Source organism: Methylophaga thalassica (genome assembly GCF_030159795.1).
Classification (GTDB): Bacteria; Pseudomonadota; Gammaproteobacteria; order Nitrosococcales; family Methylophagaceae; genus Methylophaga; species Methylophaga thalassica.
The window spans coordinates 172,575-194,139 of the sequence record NZ_BSND01000003.1; the positions used below are offsets into that span (position 1 = coordinate 172,575).

A 21,565-nucleotide genomic window follows, 5' to 3' on the forward strand; every position below is an offset into this window, starting at 1 on the left:
CGTTTTTTTCTGGTTTAGAAACGATCGTGGTATTATACGGAGCCCAATTGGCGGGATAATTAAGAGAATTCATGAGTAAGCAATCATCATTTACATACGAAGAATTATTGCAGTGTGGACACGGCGAAATGTTTGGTCCTGGCAATGCACAACTCCCTGTTCCCAATATGCTGATGATGGATCGCATTACTCATATTGCAAATACAGGTGGTGCTTACGGTAAAGGCGAAATCATTGCAGAATTGGATATACATCCGGATCTTTGGTTTTTTGATTGCCATTTCCCGGGTGATCCTGTTATGCCTGGTTGTTTAGGCTTGGATGCGATGTGGCAACTCGTCGGATTTTTCCTGGCTTGGGATGGTAATCCAGGCCGTGGCCGAGCATTAGGCTCAGGTGAGGTCAAATTTACCGGACAAGTATTACCAACAGCGAAGAAAGTTACTTACCGTATTGATTTAAAACGTGTTATCGCACGCAAGCTGGTTTTGGCTATTGCGGATGGCACGGTATCTGTGGATGGGCGCGATATCTATACTGCAAAAGATTTACGCGTTGGTCTGTTTACATCAACCGATGATTTTTAGGATTTCATAATGAAACGTGTTGTCGTTACAGGGTTAGGTATCACGTCTTGCTTAGGTCTTGATGCCCAAACAGTGACAGAGTCTCTTCGCCATGGCCGCTCAGGTATTCGCTTTAAACAAGACTATGCGGATATGGGGTTTCGTAGCCATGTTGCAGGCACTATTGATATTGATTTCAAAGAATATATCGATCGTAAAACATTACGTTTTATGGGCGATGCTGCTGCCTATGCCTATATTGCTATGGAGCAAGCGATTGCTGACGCAGGCTTAAGCGAAGAGCAGGTTTCTAATATCCGAACTGGGCTTATTATGGGATCGGGTGGCGCTTCATCTTCGAATCAGGTTGAAGCGGCTGATATCCTGCGCGAAAAAGGTTTAAAACGTATTGGGCCTTATCGTGTTACCCAGGTTATGGGCAGCACAACCTCAGCCTGTCTCGCCACACCGTTTAAAATCAAAGGGGTGAACTATTCCATGTCATCCGCTTGTGCAACTAGTGCACATTGTATCGGTACAGCAATGGAGCAGATTCAACTCGGCAAGCAGGATATTGTGTTTGCTGGTGGCGGTGAAGAAGAGCATTGGTCAATGAGCTCTTTATTTGATGCGATGGGCGCTCTATCAACCAAATATAACGATACGCCAGAAAAAGCGTCTCGTGCTTATGATGCTGACCGTGATGGTTTTGTGATCGCTGGCGGCGGCGGTGTGTTAGTACTTGAAGAGTATGAGCATGCAAAAGCCCGTGGCGCTAAAATCTATGCAGAATTGACCGGTTACGGTGCTACATCAGATGGTTACGATATGGTGGCGCCATCTGGTGAAGGTGCGATGCGTTGTATGCAACTTGCCATGTCAACGATTCGTGGCAAAGTCCAGTATATTAATGCTCATGGCACCAGCACACCGGTAGGTGATTTGGCTGAATTAGGTGCTATTAAAAAGACATTCGGCGCAGATATGCCTGCCGTAGGATCAACAAAATCATTATCAGGTCATTCTTTAGGCGCTGCCGGTGTTCAAGAAGCGATTTATAGTCTTTTGATGCTGGAAAATGATTTTCTTGCCGCCTCGGCTAATATTGAAACACTTGATCCTGAAGCGGAAGGCATGCCTATTCTGCGGGAACGTGTCGATAACGCTGGACTCACAACAGTCATGTCGAACAGTTTCGGCTTTGGTGGAACCAATGCCTGTCTGGTGTTTGAAAAGCTCGATGATTAAAGAAAAAAGCCACCTTTCGGTGGCTTTTTTTATTGTAGATCGTCGTCAGTGACTGGGCCGCGTTTGCCGGCGTTGGCTTCCTGAATCAGTGTGATCAGTAATTGCTTTTTATCAGGATCATCAAGATATTTTGAGCTGAACGTAATACCAAATTTATCGGCATATTGTTTCACCAGCATTACTAGGATTGTTTCGTCTTCCACATCGGGCTCCAGATTATTTAAATTGTTTAATTATAACGTTTCAACAAGCTATCAATGAAATTGCATTATCAAGAAAGTGGTGAAGGGATACCTTTAATTATTATCCACGGCTTATTTGGCTCAGCCGATAATTGGCGCAGCATGGCGAAGTATTTTTCACGTTTTTATCGTGTTATTAGTGTTGATTTACGCAATCATGGTCGTTCCCCACATAGTGATGAGCAGAATTTTACAGTCATGGCCGAAGATATCCATGAGTTATGTGAAGACTTGCGATTGGACCAGATGAATATCTTAGGACATTCACTCGGTGGTAAAGTAGCGATGAAATTTGCTGCAATGTATCCGGAGATGGTTGCAAAATTGGTGGTCGTGGATATTGCTCCTCGCCAATACTTTAGTGCACACACACCATTGATGGATGCGATGATGGCACTGAATTTATCTGAGTTTACTAGCCGAACAGAGGTCGATGCTGCTTTAGCTCAATCTATTCCTGATCAGGCTGTTCGTCAGTTTTTATTGATGAATTTGGTCTCTGAGCATGAGCGCTATAAATGGCGAATTAACCTGACAGCGCTTAAAGCCAACTTTAAAGAATTAATGGCGTCTATCTTTGATAGCGAGGTGTTAACTATGCCGAGCTTATTTGTTTATGGTGAGTTATCAGACTATGTCACTGAGCAGGATCGTCAACAAATTTCAGCACAGTTTACGCATGCGGAATTTAATTGCATTGAAAAAGCAGGGCACTGGGTTCAGGCTGAACGCCCACAACAATTTAAGCAGGTTGTAGAGGCGTTTTTACACGATGATTGAGACAGAACTCCTGAAACAACTTATTGAATTTCGCCGGGAGAGGGACTGGGAACAGTTTCACAATCCTAAAGATGTGGCGATTTCTTTATCTATAGAAGCTTCAGAGTTACTGGAGTGGTTTCAATGGAAGAGTGCTGAGCAAGTACAGCAACGGCTGGCCTCCGATAAACGTGAAGAGCTGGAAGATGAAATAGCTGATGTCGCCGTTTATCTTGCTTATCTTTGTCATGACTTAAACATTGATTTAAATCAGGCCATCAAAAATAAAATGCAGAAGAATGCGGCTAAATATCCACGAGATAAAGTCAAAGGTCGTAATGATAAGTACGATGAATATTCATAAAGCCGAATTACAGTGCTAGGATTTAGCTTTTTTATTCTATTTCTTAGGAAATCCTCATGAGCGCCATTGTTTTCCTGATTCAGTGTAAAGACCAAAAAGGTCTAGTCGCGGGAATCACCAGCTTTTTTGCTGAAAGACAGTTTAATATTCTGCACTGCCAGCAATATACGGACACTGAAGTTGGTCAGTATTTCATGCGAATTAAGCTTGAAGATGATGGTAGCTTCAATCATCAACAGCTTGAAGCTGAGTTTAGCCAGTTTGCCGCCACTATCGACTTAAACTGGTCTGTTCGCTACAGTGAGCAGCCTTATAGAGTAGCTTTACTGGTGACAAGAGCTTCACACTGCCCATACGACTTACTACTGAGAGAGTTAGAGGGTGAACTGAAATGCGATATTCCTCTTATTATAGGTAATCATCGCGATTTAGAGGGTATGGCTCGTCAGTTCGATAAGCCGTTTTATCACTTACCCATCACGGCAGAAACCAAGCAGGCACAAGAAGCGGAGATAAAGCGCCTGCTGGCCGAGTTTGATATTGATCTGATCGTGATGGCGCGTTACATGCAAATCTTGTCAGAGGAATTTGTGACCGAGTTTTCTGGTCGGATTATTAATATTCATCACGGATTCTTACCTGCCTTCCAAGGCGCTAAACCCTATCATCAGGCTTATGAGCGTGGCGTTAAAATTATTGGTGCCACAGCCCACTATGCGACAGCTGAGTTAGATGAGGGACCGATTATCGCCCAGGATGTGCAACATGTTCAGCACGATAACAGCCCGCAAGATCTGGTGATGATGGGAAAAGATATTGAACGTATTGTGCTGGCGAGAGCAGTAAAAGCACATATTGAGCATCGAATTATTATCAATGGTCGCCGTACCATTGTGTTTTCTGAAGGTGCCTGAATAATCTAAATAAGGAGTCGATTGCATGACGAATAAAACCATCATGATTACCGGAGCTACCTCAGGGTTTGGGGAAGCTTGCGCCAGAGTATTTGCAAACAATGGCTGGCAATTAATTCTGACGGGACGACGCCAGCAACGACTAGATGATTTACAGCAGGAGCTGGGGGGCAAAGATAAAGTGGCTACCTGCTGTTTTGATGTGACAGACAGAAAAGCAGTTGAAGCTGCTATTCATGGTTTAGCCGAACCTTTCAAAAAAATTGATGTGTTACTGAATAATGCTGGCTTGGCATTAGGGCTGGAACCCGCTCAGGAAACAAATTTAGATGATTGGGAAAAAATGGTAGATACCAACATTAAAGGCTTGCTTTACTGTACTCGGACTATCCTACCGATGATGACAGAGAGAAAGTCAGGATATGTGATTAATATCGGCTCTGTAGCGGGTAACTGGCCTTATCCTGGGGGTAATGTCTACTGTGGTACCAAAGCCTTTGTCAGGCAGTTCTCACTGGCGACACGGGCTGATTTATTAGGCACGAATGTCCGTGTCACTAATGTGGAACCGGGTAATGCCGAAACCGAATTTTCTAAGGTACGTTTTAAAGCCGATGAGGCCCGTGCAGATAAAGTCTATGAAGGCACCAGAGCACTGGATGCCGAAGATATTGCCAATACGGTCTGGTGGCTGGTGAATACCCCTGAGCATGTGAATGTGACCACGATCGAAGTAATGCCCACCCAGGAAGCGAATGGGCCGATGGCTTTTCATCGCCAATAAAATATAAAAGACCGGCTTACCCGGTCTTTTCAGTTTTAGCCAAAGAGCCAGCTTGTTGGATTCGGATGAGGCTGCTGTTGATCCAAATATTTCATACCTTTGACACAGCGCACGACTACCCAGATAACCCAAAACACTAACACCAAATAGCCAACTAAAAAGAAGGCAAATAACACGCCGATAAATAAATATAGAAGACCCATCCAGAATGTTCGGATCTGAAACTGATAGTGCGACTGTAACCAGGCTGTTGCATCGTCTTTATGTATATAAGCAATGACGACTGCAACAAAACCTAAAAACTGAATAATAATATTGGCGATAAATAATAAATAAACGAGTTTGACTGTTTGTTGACTGGCCTGTGTTGATTCGCTCATGCATCTTTTCCGGTAAATGTATTCACATAATCTACCAAATTTATCGCTGCTTTAGCCATTGCAGCATAAAACGGCTTATTACGACTAACACAAATAATGTCCAAACGGTCATAGCGCCCATGGGTACATCAAGTAATAACGCCAAGATCAGGCCAAAGAAATAACCCAGAAAGCCTATGCCATAACCAAGCAACAGCTTATGACTGGTTTTCTCAAATCCACGGCTGGCTAAAGCAGGCAAGATTAAACTGGCAAAGACTAAATACACACCGACTAACTGCACCGAAGCGGTCACAGTGAGTGAAAACACAATATAAAAAAGCCAGCTACGCTGTGATTGCATGGTGAACCAGATCAATAACAACGCGGCGTAGAGTAAACCTACCCATAACAGATGAGACGGTGTCACCCACAAAATCTGCCCCACTAATAAATCATGCAGTAATTCATCACTATGTGGAGCATGGCTCACCAGCAAAATCCCACCACTGGCGGCCAGAATAAATAGTAAACCAATTAACGCCTCCACAATATGTGGATAACGTTTTTCTAACCAAAGTACGAGAACCGAGGCGGAAAGGGCACTGGCTGCGGCACTCACTTGTAACCAGGGACCATGCATATCACCAATAAAAATGGTGGCAGCCATTACGCCAAGTGCCGCCATTTGCGCAATGGCGAGATCAATAAAAATAATCCCTCGTTTCAATACTTCTTGACCCAGAGGCACATGTGTTGTCAGAACTAATATGCCTGCCACAAGGGCAGGCAATATTAGCGACCAATCAAGATTGATCAGGTTCATTTAGCGCCATCCAGTAATAAGTTGATGGTGTCATCATAGAGCTCAAACAAGTTGTTACTGTTGTTATCACCACCCACGGTGAATGGCAGTACCACTTTTTTGATGCCTGTTTTATCCACCAACCAATCAGTGGCTCTTGGCGATTGATAAGCGGCCAGAATCACCATTTTTGCCGGTGTTTGTTTTAGCTTTTCAACTACTGATTGCAACTGTTTTACCGTTGGCGGTACAGCAGGTTTTGCTTCCAGCACAGCCACTTCGTTCAGACCTAACCATTTGGTCAGGTAAATCCAGTTTTTATGCTGCACAACAATGGGCACACCTTTCAGTGGAGCTGCTTTTTCCTGCCATTGTTTCATGGCTGTTTGCCAGCGCTGCTGGAAATCTTGCCAGCGTTGTTCATAGTTGTTGGCATTTTCAGGATCACGTTGTTTTAGTCTTTCAGCCAGCGCTTCAGCCACCTTAAAAATATTCTCCGGGCTGGTTTGAATATGCGGATTACCAGCCGCATGCACATGCCCTTGACTACGATCGACCGTGACAGGTTTTTCCAGTAAACGGACATAATCGGCCGCCATGAAATAGCCTTCAGCACCAATCTGGATATTGGGATTACCGGCCTTACGTTGAAGTAATGGCAACCAACCCACTTCTAACTCAGCGCCTGTGCAAACCAATAAATCCGTTTTACGGGCTTTGGCAATCAGACTCGGACGTGCTTGAATGTAATGCGGATCCTGTAAACCACTGGTTGCACTGAACACCGAAACATCATCGCCCCCTAACTCTTCAGTCAGTGATGCCCACTCAGGTTCACAAGCGAACACCGACAGTTGAGCCCAGCTAGGTGAGCTCAATAAAATTAAAACAGTGAAAATAAGCGTTTTCATTATAAACTCCTAGTATTGGTGCGCACCGTGAGCACCCAGGCTGACGGTATATTGCAGAATCATTTGCCAATCATCATCGCTGTACGATTGATCATGATTAATTTGCGCGCGAATACGGCTAAACTCACTCGGTAAGTATTCCACCATGGCACTGGTACGTTGTGGATGGCTTCTGCCACCTTCAAGCCCCGCATCTGCCAGCAACTCATCATCCGATGCACGATGTTTACTGCCCAGCCAGTCATAACGCAGACCAGAACGCCATTGTGGATTGAATTGATAAACACCTTCCAGATAACCGCCGTATTGTTTGCCATCGTAATTAGCAAATTCATCACTGCCATGACTGATATTGCCGTCGTCATGCAGATACATAAATTCACCGATCAAGGTCAGATTTTCCTGACGGAAATTACCATTAGGTGCCCATTTGTAGACCAGAGAGAGGTTCGTGATATCTGTGTCTCCATTGAATAGTGCTGAACTTTCCTCTTCATCACCATGACTGTGTCCGCTACTGTATGAGCGATCATCCGGGCTTGAACGCCAGTGTGAAATGCCTGCTTGCCAGCTGCTTTCTATACCAATATCACTACCGGTTTTGGCATAGACCAGCCAATCACCAATACCACTATGATCGCCACTGCCAGGGTAACTATCACCATTACCGACACTGGTACCGACTTCAAACATATAATCAGTTGGTAATAGATAGGAGAGTTTCACACCGTCAGTAGAAAGCTGATTACCAAATAAACCCCGGTAAATCAGTGGTGCATCAGCAAAATTCCAGGCATGAGCATGACGTTCGTTCAAATAACCAATAGGGGCAAAATAACGACCCGCTCGGACAGTTAAGCCATTGCCTAAACCTAAGGTTTCGATGAAGGCTTCTTCGACTTCCAGCTCAGTTTCATCATCATGATCGTGAACGGCTAAGGTGGCCTGACCATAAAACAGTTGATCGATATTTGAGCTGACTGTTAGCTCACTCTCACCGAGAGAGAAACCTTCTGAATCCAGCCCACCTTCACCTTGAACATTAAAGCCGTCTAATGCGTAATCATCCGCGTGGTTTTGATATTGATTAAATGAGCCATTTAACACCATGCTGATCGCTGGGTTAAAGGTATTACTACTGTTGGCTGATGCAACGGGAGCCGGAGATTCTGGCGCTGTTGCTACTTCATCAGCAACAGCCTGGGTAGTGGCTTCTGCTTCAGATAAACGTTGCTCAAGTTGTTGAATACGTTGCTCATAATCGGCACGCATTTTTGCGATTTCTTGTTTCAAATCATCAATATCGCCGGCGAACGCAGGTGATATCGGGCTCAGTGCAGCTGTCATCAGCAGCACAAGCAGTTTTTTGCTTTTCATAAACTTTCCTCATAGCCATAAGCTATAGCTACAGTTCAATCTGTAAACGACGGATCTGTAGTGTGATTAAAAATAGATTAAGTTGGAGAGATTATGAAAAAATGGGTGGGGCGCGGATAAGATAGGATTGACGCTGCGCGAATGGCAGAGTGGTTACAGCAGAGTCTACTTCGAGACTAATAACGGCTTGTTGCAGATAAATGCTGACATCGGCAGCTACATCGGCAAGTGGGAAATGACCAATCGCATTGAGGCGCTCACATTGCGCTTCCGCTTTATGGAAAGGATGTTCAGCATCATGCCAGACAGCAAACGACTGCAATAGCAGCACAATCGCTGCTAACACATAGATGTAGTGTCGTTTGTAATGTCTTTGATACAAGGGAAATCGCCTAGCTAACCAGCAAATAAGTCAGCAGAGTCTCATAAATTTCAGACAAGGTGTCAAGATCTGCTGTAGAAACACACTCATCAATTTGGTGGATGGTGGCATTTAATGGCCCGAGTTCGATGACTTGAGTGCCTGTCGGTGCAATAAAGCGCCCATCAGAAGTACCACCCGAGGTGGAAAGTGTTGTCTGGTAGCCTGTCACATCAAAAATAGCACGCTGAACGGCTTCTAATAACTGTCCGCTAGCTGTCCGAAATGGCTGGCCAGATAGCTCCCAGTTCAATTCATAATTGAGTTCGTGTTTATCTAAAATGGCGTGCACGCGCTGTTTTAATTCGTCGTGAGTGACTTCTGTTGAATAACGGAAATTAAAGACCACTTCAGCCGTGCCAGGGATGACATTGGTGGCACCTGTGCCAGAGTTCAGATTAGATACCTGAAAGCTGGTAGGTGGAAAGTCTTCGTTACCTTGATCCCACTCAATTTCACATAATTCAGTGAGGGCAGGGCTTAACAAGTGAATCGGGTTTTTCGCCAGGTGCGGATAGGCAATATGGCCTTGTTTACCTTTTACGCTGAGACGACCATTAAGCGATCCACGACGACCATTTTTGACGATATCACCGACTTTTTCTGTACTGGATGGTTCGCCAACCAAGCACCAGTCGATATGTTCGCCGCGGCTTTGTAATGTTTCGACGACTTTAACAGTCCCGTTGATGGCCGGACCTTCCTCATCACTGGTAATCAAAAACGCAATGCTACCCTCATGGTCCGGATGTTTTTCTACAAAACGCTCACACGCAGTGATGAATGCAGCAATACTGCCTTTCATGTCGGCTGTACCACGGCCATACATCATGCCATCAATGATATTCGCTGAAAAAGGTGGATGGCTCCAATTTTCAAGTGGGCCAGTTGGCACCACATCAGTATGACCAGCAAAGGCAATGACCGGGCCTTTATTACCGCGTCTTAACCACAGGTTATCGACATCATCAAAACACATATGTTCTGCATGAAAACCAGAAGGTGCCAGACGATCAGCTATCATGATCTGACAGCCTTTATCTTCAGGTGTGACGCTGTCGCGACGAATTAATTCTTGGGTCAGTTGTATGGTTTCGGACATGAAAAGTTCTTGTTGTGAAGTTATAAATGGGTACCGACGGTGAATAACAATCCTGCACCACCTAGCATAATGATATCTGCGCTATATTTGCCATTATCATAACCGATACCAGGGATGATCGCTGGCCCGATACCTAAGTTATTCAGGGGGATTTTATCTTTATAGTCGCCACGGTAGCCGTGGATAAAACCTGCTGTCAGTTTGGTATGGAAACCTTCAAATTTGCCATGGTAGTTCCAACTGGTACCAGTGTAGATATATTGAGAAAACTGACCAAAGGAGTTATCAAACAAGGCAAGACCGTATAGCCAGTCATTAGATTTAACGCCTTCAATTGAAGTAAATATTTTTGAGCCGGTATAGTCATCACTATCGGTGTAATGCATATAAGTGCCACCCTGCAGATAATAATGATCAAAAAAATCATCTTGATGTTTTGCATCATCTGCAAAACCTGCCATTGGGGCACACAGCAATAACAGGGCAAAAATGTTATTGCGAACACTTAATTTAAATAAATTGTTGATACACATCATCATTAAACCCCACTATGGTTGTTGAATTGCTCACTGCAACTGGTCGCTTAATCAGAGTCGGGTTTTCCAGCATTAGTTCTACAGCGGTGTTTTCATCCAGACTCTCTTTACGAGGATCATCAAGCTTGCGCCAGGTTGTTCCTCGTTTATTCAATAAGGTCTCCCAATCAACGGATTGAAGCCATTGTCTGATGGTGTTTTCATCCAGACCTTGCTGGCGAAAATCGTGAAACTGATAATCAATAGAGTGTGAATCAAGCCAACGCTTGGCTTTTTTGACTGTATCGCAGTTTTTTATACCGTAGAGAATCATCATTGCTTACCTGTTATCAGGCCATAAACAAAAGGGGATGAGTCACTCATGCGTCTCATCCCCTTCATTTTACTTATCTACGCGGATATTAGATATCACGTAATAATTCGTTGATACCAACTTTGCCACGTGTTTTTTCATCAACTTGTTTGACGATAACCGCACAGTACAAGCTGTATGAACCATCTTTAGACGGTAGATTACCTGAAACCACGACTGAACCGGCAGGGATGCGACCGTAGGTGATTTCACCTGTCAGACGGTTGAAGATTTTTGTGCTCTGGCCAATGTAAACACCCATTGAAATGACTGAGCCTTCTTCGACTATTACGCCTTCAACTACTTCAGAACGTGCACCGATGAAACAGTTGTCTTCAATAATGGTTGGACCAGCTTGTAAAGGTTCTAATACACCACCGATACCAACACCACCAGAAAGGTGAACATTTTTACCGATTTGAGCACAGCTACCTACGGTTGCCCAGGTATCGACCATGGTGCCAGAATCGACGTATGCACCGATATTGACATAAGAAGGCATCAATACAACGCCTGGTGCGATATAAGAACCACGACGAACGGCTGCTGGTGGCACAACACGGACACCGGCTTTATTGAAATCATCTTCATTAAAGCTGGCAAATTTAGGATCCACTTTATCGAAATAGTTGGTTTCTGCACCAGGCATGATTTTGTTGTCATTCAGACGGAATGATAATAAAACCGCTTTTTTCAGCCATTGGTTGACGACCCAGTCACCATTTTGTTTTTCAGCAACACGAGCAGTGCCGTTATCCAGCATCGCTAATGCTTCATTGACCGCATTTCTGACATCACTGTCAGCATTGGCAGGATTAATATCAGCGCGACGTTCAAACGCCTCTTCAATAATTTGTTGAATATCACTCATTGGTGTCTACTCCATTGATTTAATTATAAACTTTCAATAAGGCTGCGAATACGATGTGCAGCTTCAATACATTCTTCCAGTGGGGCAACCAAAGCCATACGAATATGGTTTGAACCAGGGTTGCCTGCAGTGGTATCACGGCCCAGATAGGTGCCTGGTAAAACGGTGACATTTTGTTGTTCGAATAACTGTCTGGCAAATGCGGTATCAGCAATCGGCGTTTCAGCCCAGAGGTAGAAGCCTGCTTGTGGCATCGACACAGACATCACTGGCGATAATATTTCTAATACCGCATTGAATTTTTCCAGATACAGCTCACGATTATGGACAACATGATCTTCGTCATTCCAGGCGGTAATGGATGCCGCCTGAGTCGCTGGTGGCATTGAACAGCCATGGTAGGTACGGTAACGCAGAAACTGCTTCAGAATGTCGGCATCGCCAGCCACAAAACCACTACGCAATCCTGGTGCATTGGAACGCTTCGATAGGCTATGGAAAACCACACAACGACTCATATCGGTATAACCTGCTGCGTAGGCGGCTTCCAATAAACCGACGGGTGGATTGGTTTCATCCGGATAGATTTCGGAATAACATTCATCAGCCGCAATCACAAAATCATATTGATGTGCCAGCTCAATTAAACGCGTTAACGTTGCCTGATCAATAACAGCACCCGTTGGGTTACCAGGACTGCAAATATAGATCAACTGACAGCGTCGCCAGACATCTTCACTAATGGCATCAAAATCGGGAATAAAGTCATTTTGGACAGAGCAATTCATATAATAAGGCTCTGCGCCAGCCAAAATCGCTGCACCTTCGTAGATCTGATAAAACGGGTTAGGCATTAATACTAATGGGTCTTTATCACGATCAATAACCGCCTGAGCAAAGGCAAATAAGGCTTCACGCGTGCCATTGACCGGCAGCACTTGTGTCATGGCATTGATATGGCCGTCTAACTTGAATCGAGTATCAAGCCAAGTGGAAATAGCATGACGCAGTTCATTACTACCCGCGGTGGTGGGGTAGGTCGACAATCCATGCAGATGAGCGATCACAGCTTCAGTAATAAAACCTGGCGTTGGATGTTTCGGTTCACCAATCGATAGAGCAATATGTGCTTTATCTTCCGGTGGCACGCAGCCTTGTTTAAGCTGTGCCAGCTTCTCGAAAGGGTAAGGGTGAAGTTTTGCCAGTTCTGGATTCATAATTCCAAACGATGAGTGAAAAAATCAGACCATTATAACGGGTTGAAGCAATCTCGTGTTATAAGGTGAGCCATGACAAATAGCAATAACAAACAATTTAATCTGGCCGTGCTCGGCATCTTATTTTCCTCAACCATGTGGGGATTGATTTGGTATCCGATGCGAATACTGGAACAACAAGGGCTTCCCGTCGTTTGGTCAACACTGCTGATGTATTTTGCTGCGGCAATCGTAGCCAGTGTGATGTTGTTTAAACAGATAAAAGATTTTGCCGGACATTGGCCGCTTAGTTTATGGGCCTTAGCTGTTGCCGCGGGTGTCACCAATATTGCCTTTTTAGTGGCTCTTACTCAGGGCGAGGTGATGCGGGTCATGTTGCTGTTCTATTTATCACCTTTATGGTCAGTACTGTTGAGTCGCTGGTGGTTAGGCGAAAAAATTTCCCGACTGTCTATGTTGATGATCATTGTGGCGATGTCGGGCACGATGATTATGTTATGGCACCCAGAAATTGGCATGCCTTGGCCCAATGATATGGCAGATTGGTTAGCGCTGTTTGCAGGGTTTATGTTTTCAGTAAATAACGTGTTAAGTCGTAAGCTTGCTGATGTGGCTATGGAAGTCAAAACGACGATAGTGTACTGGGGTGTCGTTATGGTGGCAGGGCTTGTATTGGTTCTGCAGCAATCAAGTGTTCCTGATATCAGTCTTAATCTATGGGTTGCGGTGATGGTTTTTGGTGGCTTATGTTTTACTGCTATGACAGTAGCAGTATTGTATGGCCTAGCAAGGATGCCCGTGTTTCGTTCAGCTATTTTGATGTTATCTGAACTTGTCGTCGCTGCCATTTCTGCCTGGTGGTTGACCAATGAACAAATGAGCCAGACGGAGTGGTTAGGTGGTGCGCTTATTTTTATCGCCGCTTATGGTATGGCTAAGCAAGGTAAAGCCTGAACAATACTTGGGAGCATGGATTGCTTCACGTTAGAATGTTAGCAGGGCTTAGATGTTATTTATCCAGGTGAAATATGATCAAATCGATAGCACATGCCAGTTTTCTGGTGAAAGACTTAGATGATTCTTTACGTTTTTACTGCGATGTATTGCAGTTACCACTTAATCCCAACAGACCTGAGTTTGCATACGATGGTGCCTGGCTGGATATTGCCGATACCGGACAAATGATACATCTGATGGTATTACCAAATCCGGACTCAACAGAAGGCCGTCCAGCTCATGGTGGACGTGATCGCCATCTGGCACTTGTCGTAGACGATTTAGAAGCCTTAGGTGAGCGCCTGGAAAATGCGGGGTATGAATTTTCTCGAAGCAAGTCGGGCAGAGCTGCGTTTTTCTGTCGTGATCCGGATGGTAATGCTCTGGAATTTGCTGAAGATTTTACGCCCAAGCGAATCGAAAAATAAGGACTTAGAGAAGCGATCAATGACTTACAGAGTTACTCACATTTTCTGTGGATAACTCTGTGATTAACTTCTGTGAAAATCGCTAAGTCATTCTTACGTAACAAGGCTGACGGTTTTGGTTAAAAAATGACCATTTTATTAAAGCTATATATATCAATGCTTTACGATAGAATTAATCAGATTCAATGACTTAGCGATGATACTTGTATTGGTTTTGTAATACTTGTCATAACTGGTGATAAGTCTGTGGCTATCTTGCCAGTGCAGGCTGTTGAATATCATCCTGGAAGCGATCTTCTTCTCCTGTTGGTTCCTGTCTTAACTGCTCAAGATCGGTGAAGTTAAATAAATCAAGATCGCCCATTTGTGATGGCGAAATATTCTGAATACTGCGGAAAATATTTTCCAATCTGCCCGGAAACTGTTTTTCCCAGCCTTGCAACATGGCTTTGATCGCCTGACGTTGCAGATTTTCCTGCGAGCCACATAAATTGCAAGGAATAATGGGAAACTTCATGGCTTCTGCATAACGGGCAATATCAGACTCTTGCGCATAGGCTAAGGGTCTTATCACAATATTGGTTTTATCATCACTTAATAATTTCGGCGGCATCGCTTTTATTTTGCTGCCATAAAACATATTCAGAAACAGCGTTTCAATAATGTCATCACGGTGATGACCTAATGCTATTTTGGTGATGCCATTTTGCCGTGCGTAACCATATAAAGAGCCACGGCGCAGACGTGAGCATATGCCGCAGGTGGTTTTACCCTCTGGCACCACTTCTTTAACGATGCTGTATGTGTCTTTTTCAATGATATGGAATGGCACACCAATTGATGACAAATATTCGGGTAATACATGCTCAGGGAAGCCCGGCTGCTTTTGATCGAGATTAACAGCGATAAGATCAAACTTAATCGGGGCATGGTCTCTCAGATTAATCAGAATATCGAGCATGGTATAACTGTCTTTACCACCAGATAAACAGACCATCACTTTATCGCCGTCCTGAATCATATTGTAATCGGCAATTGCCTGACCGACGTTGCGACGTAATCGTTTACGCAGTTTATTAAACTCGCGTTGTTGTTTGACCAAAGTGTGTTCGGTTGTGGATTCTGTCATACCAGACCTGCAAAGGGTTGAACGTTAACAAGACTGCCGGCACTAAGTCCGTCACAGTTTTCTTCAAGTAAAATAAAACAATTCGCCATACTCATTGAGCGAAGGATACCCGATCCTTGCGCCCCGGTTGTGCTGACTCTGAGTTGGCCTTCATTGTTTCTGAATAAAATGCCGCGCTGAAATTCAAAGCGACCAGCACGTTTTTTAATTACATTATCGCATGGTACTTTGAATATGATGGGATCGGAGTCAGTTTCACCTGCCAGACGTTTTAACGCAGGTTGTACAAATTGGTAGAAAGTGACCATTACTGACACCGGATTACCGGGCAAACCAAAGAACATCGCTTCGCCTATTTGGCCAAAGGCTAAAGGGCGTCCTGGACGCATCGCAATTTTCCAGAAATTGACTTCACCTAATTCTGCCAACATATCTTTGACATAATCAGCATCACCTACGGACACACCGCCAGAGGAAATGATGACATCCGCATCTGTCGCCGCTTGCTGTAAAGCAATTCTTAATGCGGGTCTGTTATCAGGAATGACCCCCATATCAATGACATCAATATTGAGCTGACTGAGCATGCCATAGAGGGTGTAACGATTGCTGTCGTAGATTTGTCCATCAGCCAGGTGTTCACCAAGGCCACATAATTCATCGCCAGTAGAAAAAAAAGCGACACGAAGAGGCCGGTAAGTGACGACTTCTGCGATGCCAAGCGATGCCAGTAGACCTAAATCGGCCGCTGTTAATCTTCGTCCAGCAGGTAGAACCGTATCACCGCTGTCAATATCTTCTCCGGCAAGTCTGACATTTTGTCCCGCTTTTAGGTCAGTGTGGACGGTGACCATATCTTCATTTGATTGCACCTGTTCCTGCATCACCACCGTGTCACAGTCATCAGGAATTTTTGCGCCAGTCATAATACGAATACATTGCCCGTCTTCGACCCGACCTTGGTAAGGTTTCCCTGCAAAAGCCACACCGATATTAGTGAGTGAAAAGGGGGCATTTTGAATGTCAGCACTGCGTAAGGCATAACCGTCCATGGCTGAATTATTATAGGGAGGCACCTGACGGGGAGACACAACACTTTGGTGTAGGATCTGGCCCAAAGCCTGTCTTAAGGAGACTTTCTGCCAGCTTGATATTGGCGAGAGTAAATCATGAATTCGCTGACTAGCCTGTTTAACAGTCAGATTATTGTGATCAACATCATCAGCACAACTGGGCTGTGGGGTAAATTCGGCCATATTTAGCTGTTCCATGAAAAAATAAACTGTTCAATAAACTCGACCATGGCGGGGATATTATTGATATCTAATACCAAAGGCATGTCAGCATGACTATCGGTTTTATCAGAGGCGATTGCAATGATATGCGGATCCTCCTTGAACAAAGTCGGTGGACCCAGTTCCGCACGGTTTAATTCTATTTTGGGGAAATTTTCGTGTTTGAATCCCTCAACAAGAATGAGATCGATATTACTGGTATCGAGGCGTTGGATTAATGGCTGTAATTCAGGTTCAATCAGTCCATCGTGATGTTTTCTCATTAGCGCCATCATTTTTGCTGAGGCAATAATGATTTCCTCGGCACCTGCCTCACGGATTTGATAGCTGTCCTTACCCGGTTTATCGATATCAAAATTGTGATGTGCATGTTTTATCACAGCAACATGTATCTCTTTATTTTTCAGCGCAGGAATGAGTTTGGTGAGTAATGTTGTTTTACCTGTTCCACTAAATGCAGCAAAGCCAAGGACCGGTATAGCTGAACGTATCTTTGGTTTTTTTTGTAAGTCATCAGCCGTATTGATATTGATAAAACAGTCAGCCTGATCAGAAAAGTCGACTTCAACAACCTTATGCTGGAATAACCAGTCACGGGTTTTGCGCTGACCAGAGGCTAAAAAGTCAGTTAATGATGATTGTAAGCGTCGAGGAATTAATGAAAATACGGGTTGTAATTGAGTCCCATCATGCGCTACCGCAATATCACTTCCAGTCGTTAACAAAGCTTCCAGTAAACGCTGTCGCAGTTGAGGGCTGATAACAGGATTATCACAAGGCACTGTCAGCAGATAGTCAGAATCGATTTGCTCCATCACAGCCAGGATACCGGCGAGAGGACCCTGAAAATTATCAAGTCCATCCGTGATGACAGGGTAAGAAAATGATCGATATTCTTCAATATGTTGATTTGCACTGATATAAAAATCATCAACTTGCGGTAATATGGCACTAATGACGTGGCTAGCCATCGAGCGACCCTGATAGGGGAGCAAACCTTTGTCCTGACCACCCATCCGGCGGGATTGGCCGCCAGCCAGCAGTACACCAGATACTGTAATAGGGGAGAATGCACTCATGATGGTGTTAGTGGTAAACCTGATTAAAAAGAAACGTTATGGCTAAAGTCATATTAATGTGGCTTATTATACTGTTAATTAGCAGTCGAGCAGAGGCTGTCGTTGTTAACATTATGGTGGTTGGCCTGTTTAAAGACAAAGCTGTGGTTGAAGTAGATGGTCAGCAGCATTTTTTAAATGTCGGAGAAACCAGCCCAGAGGGCCTGAAGTTAATTGCTGCTAACAGTAATAGCGCAACGTTTGAAATCAATGGCGAAAAACAGATCTTTCCATTGGGCGATCGGATTAATAGCAATTACATAGAAGCCGAGAAAAAAACAGCAGTGACGTTGTGGCCGACCAATGGTATGTATACTGCTACCGGTAATATCAATGGTTATACGATAAGTTTCTTAGTTGATACCGGCGCCAGCACCATCGCTATGAATGCCGCGACGGCATCCCGCCTTGGTATTGATTATCTTCGTGGTCAGCAAGTTGGCATAAGAACGGCATCAGGCAGTAGTGTCGGATACAAGGTGAAGCTGGATTTTGTGCAACTTGAACAAATAAAGCTACACAATGTCGATGCTGTGGTTTTGGATGGTGAAGAACCTTCAGTGACGCTACTGGGCATGTCTTTTCTTGGTCAACTGGATATTCAACATAATGGTGAGCGTCTCGATTTAAGACAAAAATATTGAGCATAAAAAAGCCCGGTTAAACCGGGCTTTTTTTATTTGTGATTGATGATATATCAATCAAAACCTTTGGTAATCAATGCGTATGCAGAGTGGTTATGAATAGATTCGAAGTTTTCTGATTCGACTGTGTAAGCGGTGATACGAGAATCATCATTTAATCTGGCTGCAATGTCACGCACCATATCTTCAACAAATTTCGGATTATCGTACGCACGTTCGGTGACGAATTTTTCATCCGGACGTTTTAATAAACCAAAGATTTCGCAAGAGGCTTCTTTTTCTACCAGATCGATTAAATCTTCAATCCAGACAAAGCTATCAACGCGAACAGTCAAAGTGACGTGTGAACGTTGGTTATGCGCGCCATAATCTGAGATATTCTTTGAACATGGGCATAAGCTTGTAACAGGAACGATGACCTTAACCGTCATCATGGTTTTAGTACCAGTGATTTCACCGATAAAGGTGACGTCATAATCCATTAGACTTTTCACTTTTGAAACAGGTGCTTCCTTATTCACAAAATAAGGGAAGTTCATTTCAATATAGCCTGATTCCGCATCAAGACGCTCAGTCATTTGACCCAGCATTTCACGGAAAGATTTAACAGTGATCTCACGTTCATGCTGATTCAAAATCTCAACAAAACGAGACATATGTGTGCCTTTAAACTGATGAGGCAGGTTCACATACATATTAAAGTTAGCAATGGTGTGCTGTTCACCGGTGGTACGGTCACTGACTTTAACCGGGTGTTTAATATCTTTAATACCGACTTTATCAATAGCGATTTTACGCTGATCAGCAATGTTCTGTACGTCTTCGATTTCGTCTTTGATCTCAGTGCTAGCTGGGGTTGTGCTCATTCAATTGTCCTCGCTGTATTTAACGCAAGCGCGATCTGTTTCCCACAAGGTGACACCGGAAACTTTAGCGATATCATTATTTAACGTATCACTGAGCTTTTGGTAAAAAAATCTGGCAATATTTTCAGCCGTTGGATTAATGGTATCGAATGGTGGGATGTCATTCAGATAACGGTGGTCCAGCGTTTTAGCCAACTCGCGAGTAGCTGTTTTAATGGTTTTGAAGTCCATACCCATGCCATGTTCATTTAGATCAATAGCAGTGACTTCGACTTCCAGCTTCCAGTTGTGACCATGCATACGACGGCAATCACCTGGATAATCTCTTAAGGTGTGTGCCGAGGCAAAATCGGCCAGAATTTTCAGGGTATACGTTGCGCTCATAATGTTGACTATTATACTCAGGAATCGTTCACGAAGACAGCGTATTATGCCGCAAAGTGCTGATTAATGGTATGCAAAATACCTGCAGCATCCAGACCACATCCACTTAACATGCTGCTATGAACGCCATGCTCGATAAATGTATCGGGCAATCCCATCAATTTTATGGCGACAGGATGGTTTATTTCTCTTAAATATTCATTTACAGCGCTACCTGCGCCACCCATCACAGCATTTTCTTCAATGGTGATGATTAAATCGTGCGAGTTAGCAATGTGATTGATGATGTCTGTATCTAAGGGTTTGACAAAGCGCATATTCACCACCGTGGCATTCATTTGTTCTGCGGCTTGTTCAGCTGCAGTGACCATGCTGCCAAAGGCCAGAATCGCGACTTTTTCACCCTGACGTTTTAATTGGGCTTTTCCTATTTCTAATGAAGTTAAAGCTGGCTCAACAGGGGTGCCATTGCCACTGCCCCGCGGATAACGCACTGCTGCCGGTCCGTTATAACGGAAACCGGTGGTTAACATTTGCCGACATTCATTTTCATCAGCCGGTGCCATGATGATCATATTAGGAATGCAGCGCAAAAAGCTTAAATCAAAGCTACCCGCATGTGTCGGACCATCAGCGCCAACCAAGCCAGCGCGATCAATAGCAAACAGTACATTCAGATTCTGAATAGCCACATCGTGAATTAATTGATCGTAGGCTCTTTGTAAGAAGGTCGAGTAAATTGCCACAACCGGTTTTTTGCCTTCACAGGCCAAGCCTGCAGCTAAGGTCACAGAATGTTGTTCAGCGATGCCGACATCAAAATAACGCTCTGGAAAGTCTTCAGCAAAGCGGTTCAACCCCGAGCCTTCACACATGGCAGGTGTGATGCCGAATAAGTCCGGATCCAGACGAGCCATATCGCATAACCAACGGCCAAACACTTGGGTATATGTCGGCCCAGAAGATTTACTATTGGCCGGACTGACACCATGATATTTGCAGGGATGTAATTCGGCAGGCTCATAGCCTTTGCCTTTTTTGGTGACGATATGAAGAAATTGCGGACCCTTACGTTTTTTCAAATTGGTCATAGTCGCAATGAGCGTATCGATATCGTGACCATCGATGGGGCCAATATAATTAAAGCCCATTTCTTCGAATAAAGTGCCAGGAACCATCATGCCTTTGACATGCTCTTCTGCGCGTTTGGCAATTTCCCAAGCGGGTGGAATCTTTTCCAGTACACGCTTACTACCTTCACGAGCACTGGCGTAAAAGCTGCCTGATAATAATTTGGCGAGATAATTTGCCATGCCGCCGACATTTTTTGAAATCGACATTTCATTGTCGTTAAGTATGACTAATAAATTCGCGCTCAAGTCACCGGCATGTGCCAACGCCTCAAACGCCTGTCCGGCGGTGAGGGCGCCATCACCAATAATGGCGACAGCATGACGTGGATCATTGTTGGCTTGTGCAGCGAGTGCCATGCCAAGAGCGGCACTGATGGAGGTACTCGAATGACCCACACCAAACGTGTCATATTCACTTTCACTGCGTTTAGGAAAACCTGATAAACCACGGGGCTGACGCATAGTATTCATCTGATCCCGGCGACCAGTGAGGATTTTATGAACATAGCTTTGGTGACCCACATCCCAGACTAAGCGGTCAGTGGGGGTATCAAACACATAATGCAAGGCGATGGTGAGCTCGATAACACCTAGGTTGGATGAAATATGCCCGCCAGTTTGTTGCACACTATCGATAATGAGTGTTCTCAACTCTTCTGCCAGCTGGGGCAACTGTTTTTTGTCCAGTTGACGCAGATCTTCTGGGCTGTTGATATGAGTGAGTATAGTATCCATTCTGTCGAT

At 44.3% G+C, this 21,565-nt stretch carries 26 protein-coding genes; 9 read left to right on the forward strand and 17 right to left on the reverse strand.

Annotated elements, in window-relative coordinates; translation table 11 throughout:
• Positions 1–71 precede the first annotated feature (71 nt).
• Positions 72–587, forward strand: coding sequence for a 3-hydroxyacyl-[acyl-carrier-protein] dehydratase FabA (gene fabA / locus QQL60_RS00875; protein ID WP_040576271.1), 516 nt, complete (start codon positions 72–74; stop codon positions 585–587).
• Between the two features lie 9 nt (positions 588–596).
• Positions 597–1,814 (forward strand): beta-ketoacyl-ACP synthase I, encoded by a 1,218-nt coding sequence (gene fabB / locus QQL60_RS00880; protein WP_284451840.1) that lies wholly within the window; start codon positions 597–599, stop codon positions 1,812–1,814.
• Positions 1,815–1,843: 29 nt separating this feature from the next.
• Here the strand turns inward: fabB and QQL60_RS00885 are convergent, their stop codons facing one another.
• Positions 1,844–2,017 (reverse strand): hypothetical protein, encoded by a 174-nt coding sequence (locus QQL60_RS00885; RefSeq protein WP_007145891.1) that lies wholly within the window; start codon positions 2,015–2,017, stop codon positions 1,844–1,846.
• Positions 2,018–2,071: 54 nt separating this feature from the next.
• Here QQL60_RS00885 and QQL60_RS00890 point away from each other — a divergent pair, with 54 nt between their 5' ends.
• The 4 genes from QQL60_RS00890 to QQL60_RS00905 are packed head-to-tail and all read left to right on the forward strand — an operon-like array spanning position 2,072 to position 4,877.
• Entirely contained in the window at positions 2,072–2,836 is a 765-nt protein-coding gene (locus tag QQL60_RS00890) for an alpha/beta fold hydrolase (RefSeq protein ID WP_284722126.1), read from the forward strand.
• Complete coding sequence (locus QQL60_RS00895) at positions 2,829–3,179, forward strand: nucleotide pyrophosphohydrolase (protein ID WP_284722127.1); 351 nt, start codon at positions 2,829–2,831, stop codon at positions 3,177–3,179. The genes QQL60_RS00890 and QQL60_RS00895 overlap by 8 nt, the downstream gene beginning before the upstream one ends.
• Positions 3,180–3,235: 56 nt before the next feature.
• Positions 3,236–4,093 carry a formyltetrahydrofolate deformylase gene (gene purU / locus QQL60_RS00900; RefSeq protein WP_284451838.1) on the forward strand — a complete coding sequence of 286 codons (858 nt, stop codon included), beginning with the start codon at positions 3,236–3,238 and terminating at the stop codon, positions 4,091–4,093.
• Positions 4,094–4,118: 25 nt separating this feature from the next.
• Positions 4,119–4,877, forward strand: a complete 759-nt coding sequence (locus QQL60_RS00905; RefSeq protein ID WP_007145887.1) for an SDR family oxidoreductase — start codon at positions 4,119–4,121, stop codon at positions 4,875–4,877.
• 35 nt (positions 4,878–4,912) lie between these two features.
• Here the strand turns inward: QQL60_RS00905 and QQL60_RS00910 are convergent, their stop codons facing one another.
• The 10 genes from QQL60_RS00910 to dapC form a co-directional block, all read right to left on the reverse strand.
• Positions 4,913–5,257, reverse strand: a complete 345-nt coding sequence (locus tag QQL60_RS00910) for a DUF4870 family protein (protein WP_284722128.1) — start codon at positions 5,255–5,257, stop codon at positions 4,913–4,915.
• 40 nt (positions 5,258–5,297) lie between these two features.
• Complete coding sequence (locus QQL60_RS00915; protein WP_284722129.1) at positions 5,298–6,062, reverse strand: metal ABC transporter permease; 765 nt, start codon at positions 6,060–6,062, stop codon at positions 5,298–5,300.
• Positions 6,059–6,952 (reverse strand): metal ABC transporter substrate-binding protein, encoded by an 894-nt coding sequence (locus QQL60_RS00920; protein WP_284722130.1) that lies wholly within the window; start codon positions 6,950–6,952, stop codon positions 6,059–6,061. Before QQL60_RS00920 ends, QQL60_RS00915 begins: the two co-directional genes overlap by 4 nt.
• Positions 6,953–6,961: 9 nt before the next feature.
• Entirely contained in the window at positions 6,962–8,329 is a 1,368-nt protein-coding gene (locus QQL60_RS00925) for an outer membrane beta-barrel protein (RefSeq protein ID WP_284451834.1), read from the reverse strand.
• A gap of 91 nt (positions 8,330–8,420) precedes the next feature.
• Positions 8,421–8,711 (reverse strand): hypothetical protein, encoded by a 291-nt coding sequence (locus tag QQL60_RS00930; RefSeq protein ID WP_284451833.1) that lies wholly within the window; start codon positions 8,709–8,711, stop codon positions 8,421–8,423.
• 10 nt (positions 8,712–8,721) lie between these two features.
• The gene (dapE, locus tag QQL60_RS00935; RefSeq protein WP_007145881.1) at positions 8,722–9,852 is read right to left on the reverse strand and encodes a succinyl-diaminopimelate desuccinylase; all 1,131 of its coding nucleotides are present in this window, start codon (positions 9,850–9,852) and stop codon (positions 8,722–8,724) included.
• Between the two features lie 20 nt (positions 9,853–9,872).
• Positions 9,873–10,313 carry a hypothetical protein gene (locus QQL60_RS00940; RefSeq protein WP_284722131.1) on the reverse strand — a complete coding sequence of 147 codons (441 nt, stop codon included), beginning with the start codon at positions 10,311–10,313 and terminating at the stop codon, positions 9,873–9,875.
• Positions 10,314–10,362: 49 nt separating this feature from the next.
• Positions 10,363–10,704, reverse strand: a complete 342-nt coding sequence (locus tag QQL60_RS00945) for an ArsC family reductase (protein ID WP_348530014.1) — start codon at positions 10,702–10,704, stop codon at positions 10,363–10,365.
• An 85-nt stretch (positions 10,705–10,789) separates the two neighbouring features.
• Positions 10,790–11,611 (reverse strand): 2,3,4,5-tetrahydropyridine-2,6-dicarboxylate N-succinyltransferase, encoded by an 822-nt coding sequence (gene dapD / locus QQL60_RS00950; RefSeq protein WP_007145878.1) that lies wholly within the window; start codon positions 11,609–11,611, stop codon positions 10,790–10,792.
• A 23-nt stretch (positions 11,612–11,634) separates the two neighbouring features.
• Entirely contained in the window at positions 11,635–12,828 is a 1,194-nt protein-coding gene (gene dapC, locus QQL60_RS00955) for a succinyldiaminopimelate transaminase (protein ID WP_284722132.1), read from the reverse strand.
• A 72-nt stretch (positions 12,829–12,900) separates the two neighbouring features.
• Between dapC and QQL60_RS00960 the strand changes: the two genes are divergently transcribed.
• Together QQL60_RS00960 and QQL60_RS00965 are read left to right on the forward strand one after the other, a co-directional pair.
• Positions 12,901–13,782, forward strand: coding sequence for a DMT family transporter (locus tag QQL60_RS00960; RefSeq protein WP_007145876.1), 882 nt, complete (start codon positions 12,901–12,903; stop codon positions 13,780–13,782).
• A 74-nt stretch (positions 13,783–13,856) separates the two neighbouring features.
• Positions 13,857–14,252, forward strand: a complete 396-nt coding sequence (locus QQL60_RS00965; RefSeq protein ID WP_007145875.1) for a VOC family protein — start codon at positions 13,857–13,859, stop codon at positions 14,250–14,252.
• Positions 14,253–14,502: 250 nt separating this feature from the next.
• Here the strand turns inward: QQL60_RS00965 and ttcA are convergent, their stop codons facing one another.
• From ttcA to mobA, 3 genes are read right to left on the reverse strand one after another with little or no spacing between them, the layout of a single operon-like run.
• The gene (gene ttcA / locus QQL60_RS00970) at positions 14,503–15,381 is read right to left on the reverse strand and encodes a tRNA 2-thiocytidine(32) synthetase TtcA (protein WP_007145874.1); all 879 of its coding nucleotides are present in this window, start codon (positions 15,379–15,381) and stop codon (positions 14,503–14,505) included.
• Positions 15,378–16,637 (reverse strand): molybdopterin molybdotransferase MoeA, encoded by a 1,260-nt coding sequence (gene moeA, locus QQL60_RS00975; RefSeq protein WP_284722133.1) that lies wholly within the window; start codon positions 16,635–16,637, stop codon positions 15,378–15,380. The genes ttcA and moeA overlap by 4 nt, the downstream gene beginning before the upstream one ends.
• 2 nt (positions 16,638–16,639) lie before the next feature.
• Complete coding sequence (mobA, locus tag QQL60_RS00980; RefSeq protein WP_284722134.1) at positions 16,640–17,755, reverse strand: molybdenum cofactor guanylyltransferase MobA; 1,116 nt, start codon at positions 17,753–17,755, stop codon at positions 16,640–16,642.
• 38 nt (positions 17,756–17,793) lie between these two features.
• Between mobA and QQL60_RS00985 the strand changes: the two genes are divergently transcribed.
• Positions 17,794–18,438, forward strand: coding sequence for a retropepsin-like aspartic protease family protein (locus QQL60_RS00985; RefSeq protein ID WP_284722135.1), 645 nt, complete (start codon positions 17,794–17,796; stop codon positions 18,436–18,438).
• A gap of 53 nt (positions 18,439–18,491) precedes the next feature.
• Here QQL60_RS00985 and folE2 read toward each other — a convergent pair whose 3' ends face one another.
• The 3 genes from folE2 to dxs are packed head-to-tail and all read right to left on the reverse strand — an operon-like array spanning position 18,492 to position 21,556.
• Positions 18,492–19,304 (reverse strand): GTP cyclohydrolase FolE2, encoded by an 813-nt coding sequence (folE2, locus tag QQL60_RS00990; protein ID WP_284722136.1) that lies wholly within the window; start codon positions 19,302–19,304, stop codon positions 18,492–18,494.
• Positions 19,305–19,688 (reverse strand): 6-carboxytetrahydropterin synthase QueD, encoded by a 384-nt coding sequence (queD, locus tag QQL60_RS00995; RefSeq protein WP_040576268.1) that lies wholly within the window; start codon positions 19,686–19,688, stop codon positions 19,305–19,307.
• Positions 19,689–19,732: 44 nt separating this feature from the next.
• Positions 19,733–21,556, reverse strand: coding sequence for a 1-deoxy-D-xylulose-5-phosphate synthase (gene dxs, locus QQL60_RS01000; protein WP_284722137.1), 1,824 nt, complete (start codon positions 21,554–21,556; stop codon positions 19,733–19,735).
• Between the last annotated feature and the right edge of the window lie 9 nt (positions 21,557–21,565).

Bases quoted from the DNA above. Each gene is read 5' to 3' on its own strand.
- QQL60_RS00960 (WP_007145876.1), top strand. From the start codon at position 12,901: ATGACAAATAGCAATAACAAACAATTTAATCTGGCCGTGCTCGGCATC.
- QQL60_RS00985 (WP_284722135.1), top strand. From the start codon at position 17,794: ATGGCTAAAGTCATATTAATGTGGCTTATTATACTGTTAATTAGCAGT.
- purU (WP_284451838.1), top strand. From the start codon at position 3,236: ATGAGCGCCATTGTTTTCCTGATTCAGTGTAAAGACCAAAAAGGTCTA.
- QQL60_RS00940 (WP_284722131.1), bottom strand. From the start codon at position 10,313: ATGGCAGGTTTTGCAGATGATGCAAAACATCAAGATGATTTTTTTGAT.
- QQL60_RS00910 (WP_284722128.1), bottom strand. From the start codon at position 5,257: ATGAGCGAATCAACACAGGCCAGTCAACAAACAGTCAAACTCGTTTAT.
- QQL60_RS00890 (WP_284722126.1), top strand. From the start codon at position 2,072: ATGAAATTGCATTATCAAGAAAGTGGTGAAGGGATACCTTTAATTATT.
- moeA (WP_284722133.1), bottom strand. From the start codon at position 16,637: ATGGCCGAATTTACCCCACAGCCCAGTTGTGCTGATGATGTTGATCAC.
- QQL60_RS00945 (WP_348530014.1), bottom strand. From the start codon at position 10,704: ATGATGATTCTCTACGGTATAAAAAACTGCGATACAGTCAAAAAAGCC.
- queD (WP_040576268.1), bottom strand. From the start codon at position 19,688: ATGAGCGCAACGTATACCCTGAAAATTCTGGCCGATTTTGCCTCGGCA.
- dxs (WP_284722137.1), bottom strand. From the start codon at position 21,556: ATGGATACTATACTCACTCATATCAACAGCCCAGAAGATCTGCGTCAA.
- QQL60_RS00895 (WP_284722127.1), top strand. From the start codon at position 2,829: ATGATTGAGACAGAACTCCTGAAACAACTTATTGAATTTCGCCGGGAG.
- dapC (WP_284722132.1), bottom strand. From the start codon at position 12,828: ATGAATCCAGAACTGGCAAAACTTCACCCTTACCCTTTCGAGAAGCTG.
- fabB (WP_284451840.1), top strand. From the start codon at position 597: ATGAAACGTGTTGTCGTTACAGGGTTAGGTATCACGTCTTGCTTAGGT.
- ttcA (WP_007145874.1), bottom strand. From the start codon at position 15,381: ATGACAGAATCCACAACCGAACACACTTTGGTCAAACAACAACGCGAG.
- QQL60_RS00920 (WP_284722130.1), bottom strand. From the start codon at position 6,952: ATGAAAACGCTTATTTTCACTGTTTTAATTTTATTGAGCTCACCTAGC.
- QQL60_RS00925 (WP_284451834.1), bottom strand. From the start codon at position 8,329: ATGAAAAGCAAAAAACTGCTTGTGCTGCTGATGACAGCTGCACTGAGC.
- fabA (WP_040576271.1), top strand. From the start codon at position 72: ATGAGTAAGCAATCATCATTTACATACGAAGAATTATTGCAGTGTGGA.
- QQL60_RS00965 (WP_007145875.1), top strand. From the start codon at position 13,857: ATGATCAAATCGATAGCACATGCCAGTTTTCTGGTGAAAGACTTAGAT.
- mobA (WP_284722134.1), bottom strand. From the start codon at position 17,755: ATGAGTGCATTCTCCCCTATTACAGTATCTGGTGTACTGCTGGCTGGC.
- QQL60_RS00915 (WP_284722129.1), bottom strand. From the start codon at position 6,062: ATGAACCTGATCAATCTTGATTGGTCGCTAATATTGCCTGCCCTTGTG.
- folE2 (WP_284722136.1), bottom strand. From the start codon at position 19,304: ATGAGCACAACCCCAGCTAGCACTGAGATCAAAGACGAAATCGAAGAC.
- dapE (WP_007145881.1), bottom strand. From the start codon at position 9,852: ATGTCCGAAACCATACAACTGACCCAAGAATTAATTCGTCGCGACAGC.
- QQL60_RS00905 (WP_007145887.1), top strand. From the start codon at position 4,119: ATGACGAATAAAACCATCATGATTACCGGAGCTACCTCAGGGTTTGGG.
- dapD (WP_007145878.1), bottom strand. From the start codon at position 11,611: ATGAGTGATATTCAACAAATTATTGAAGAGGCGTTTGAACGTCGCGCT.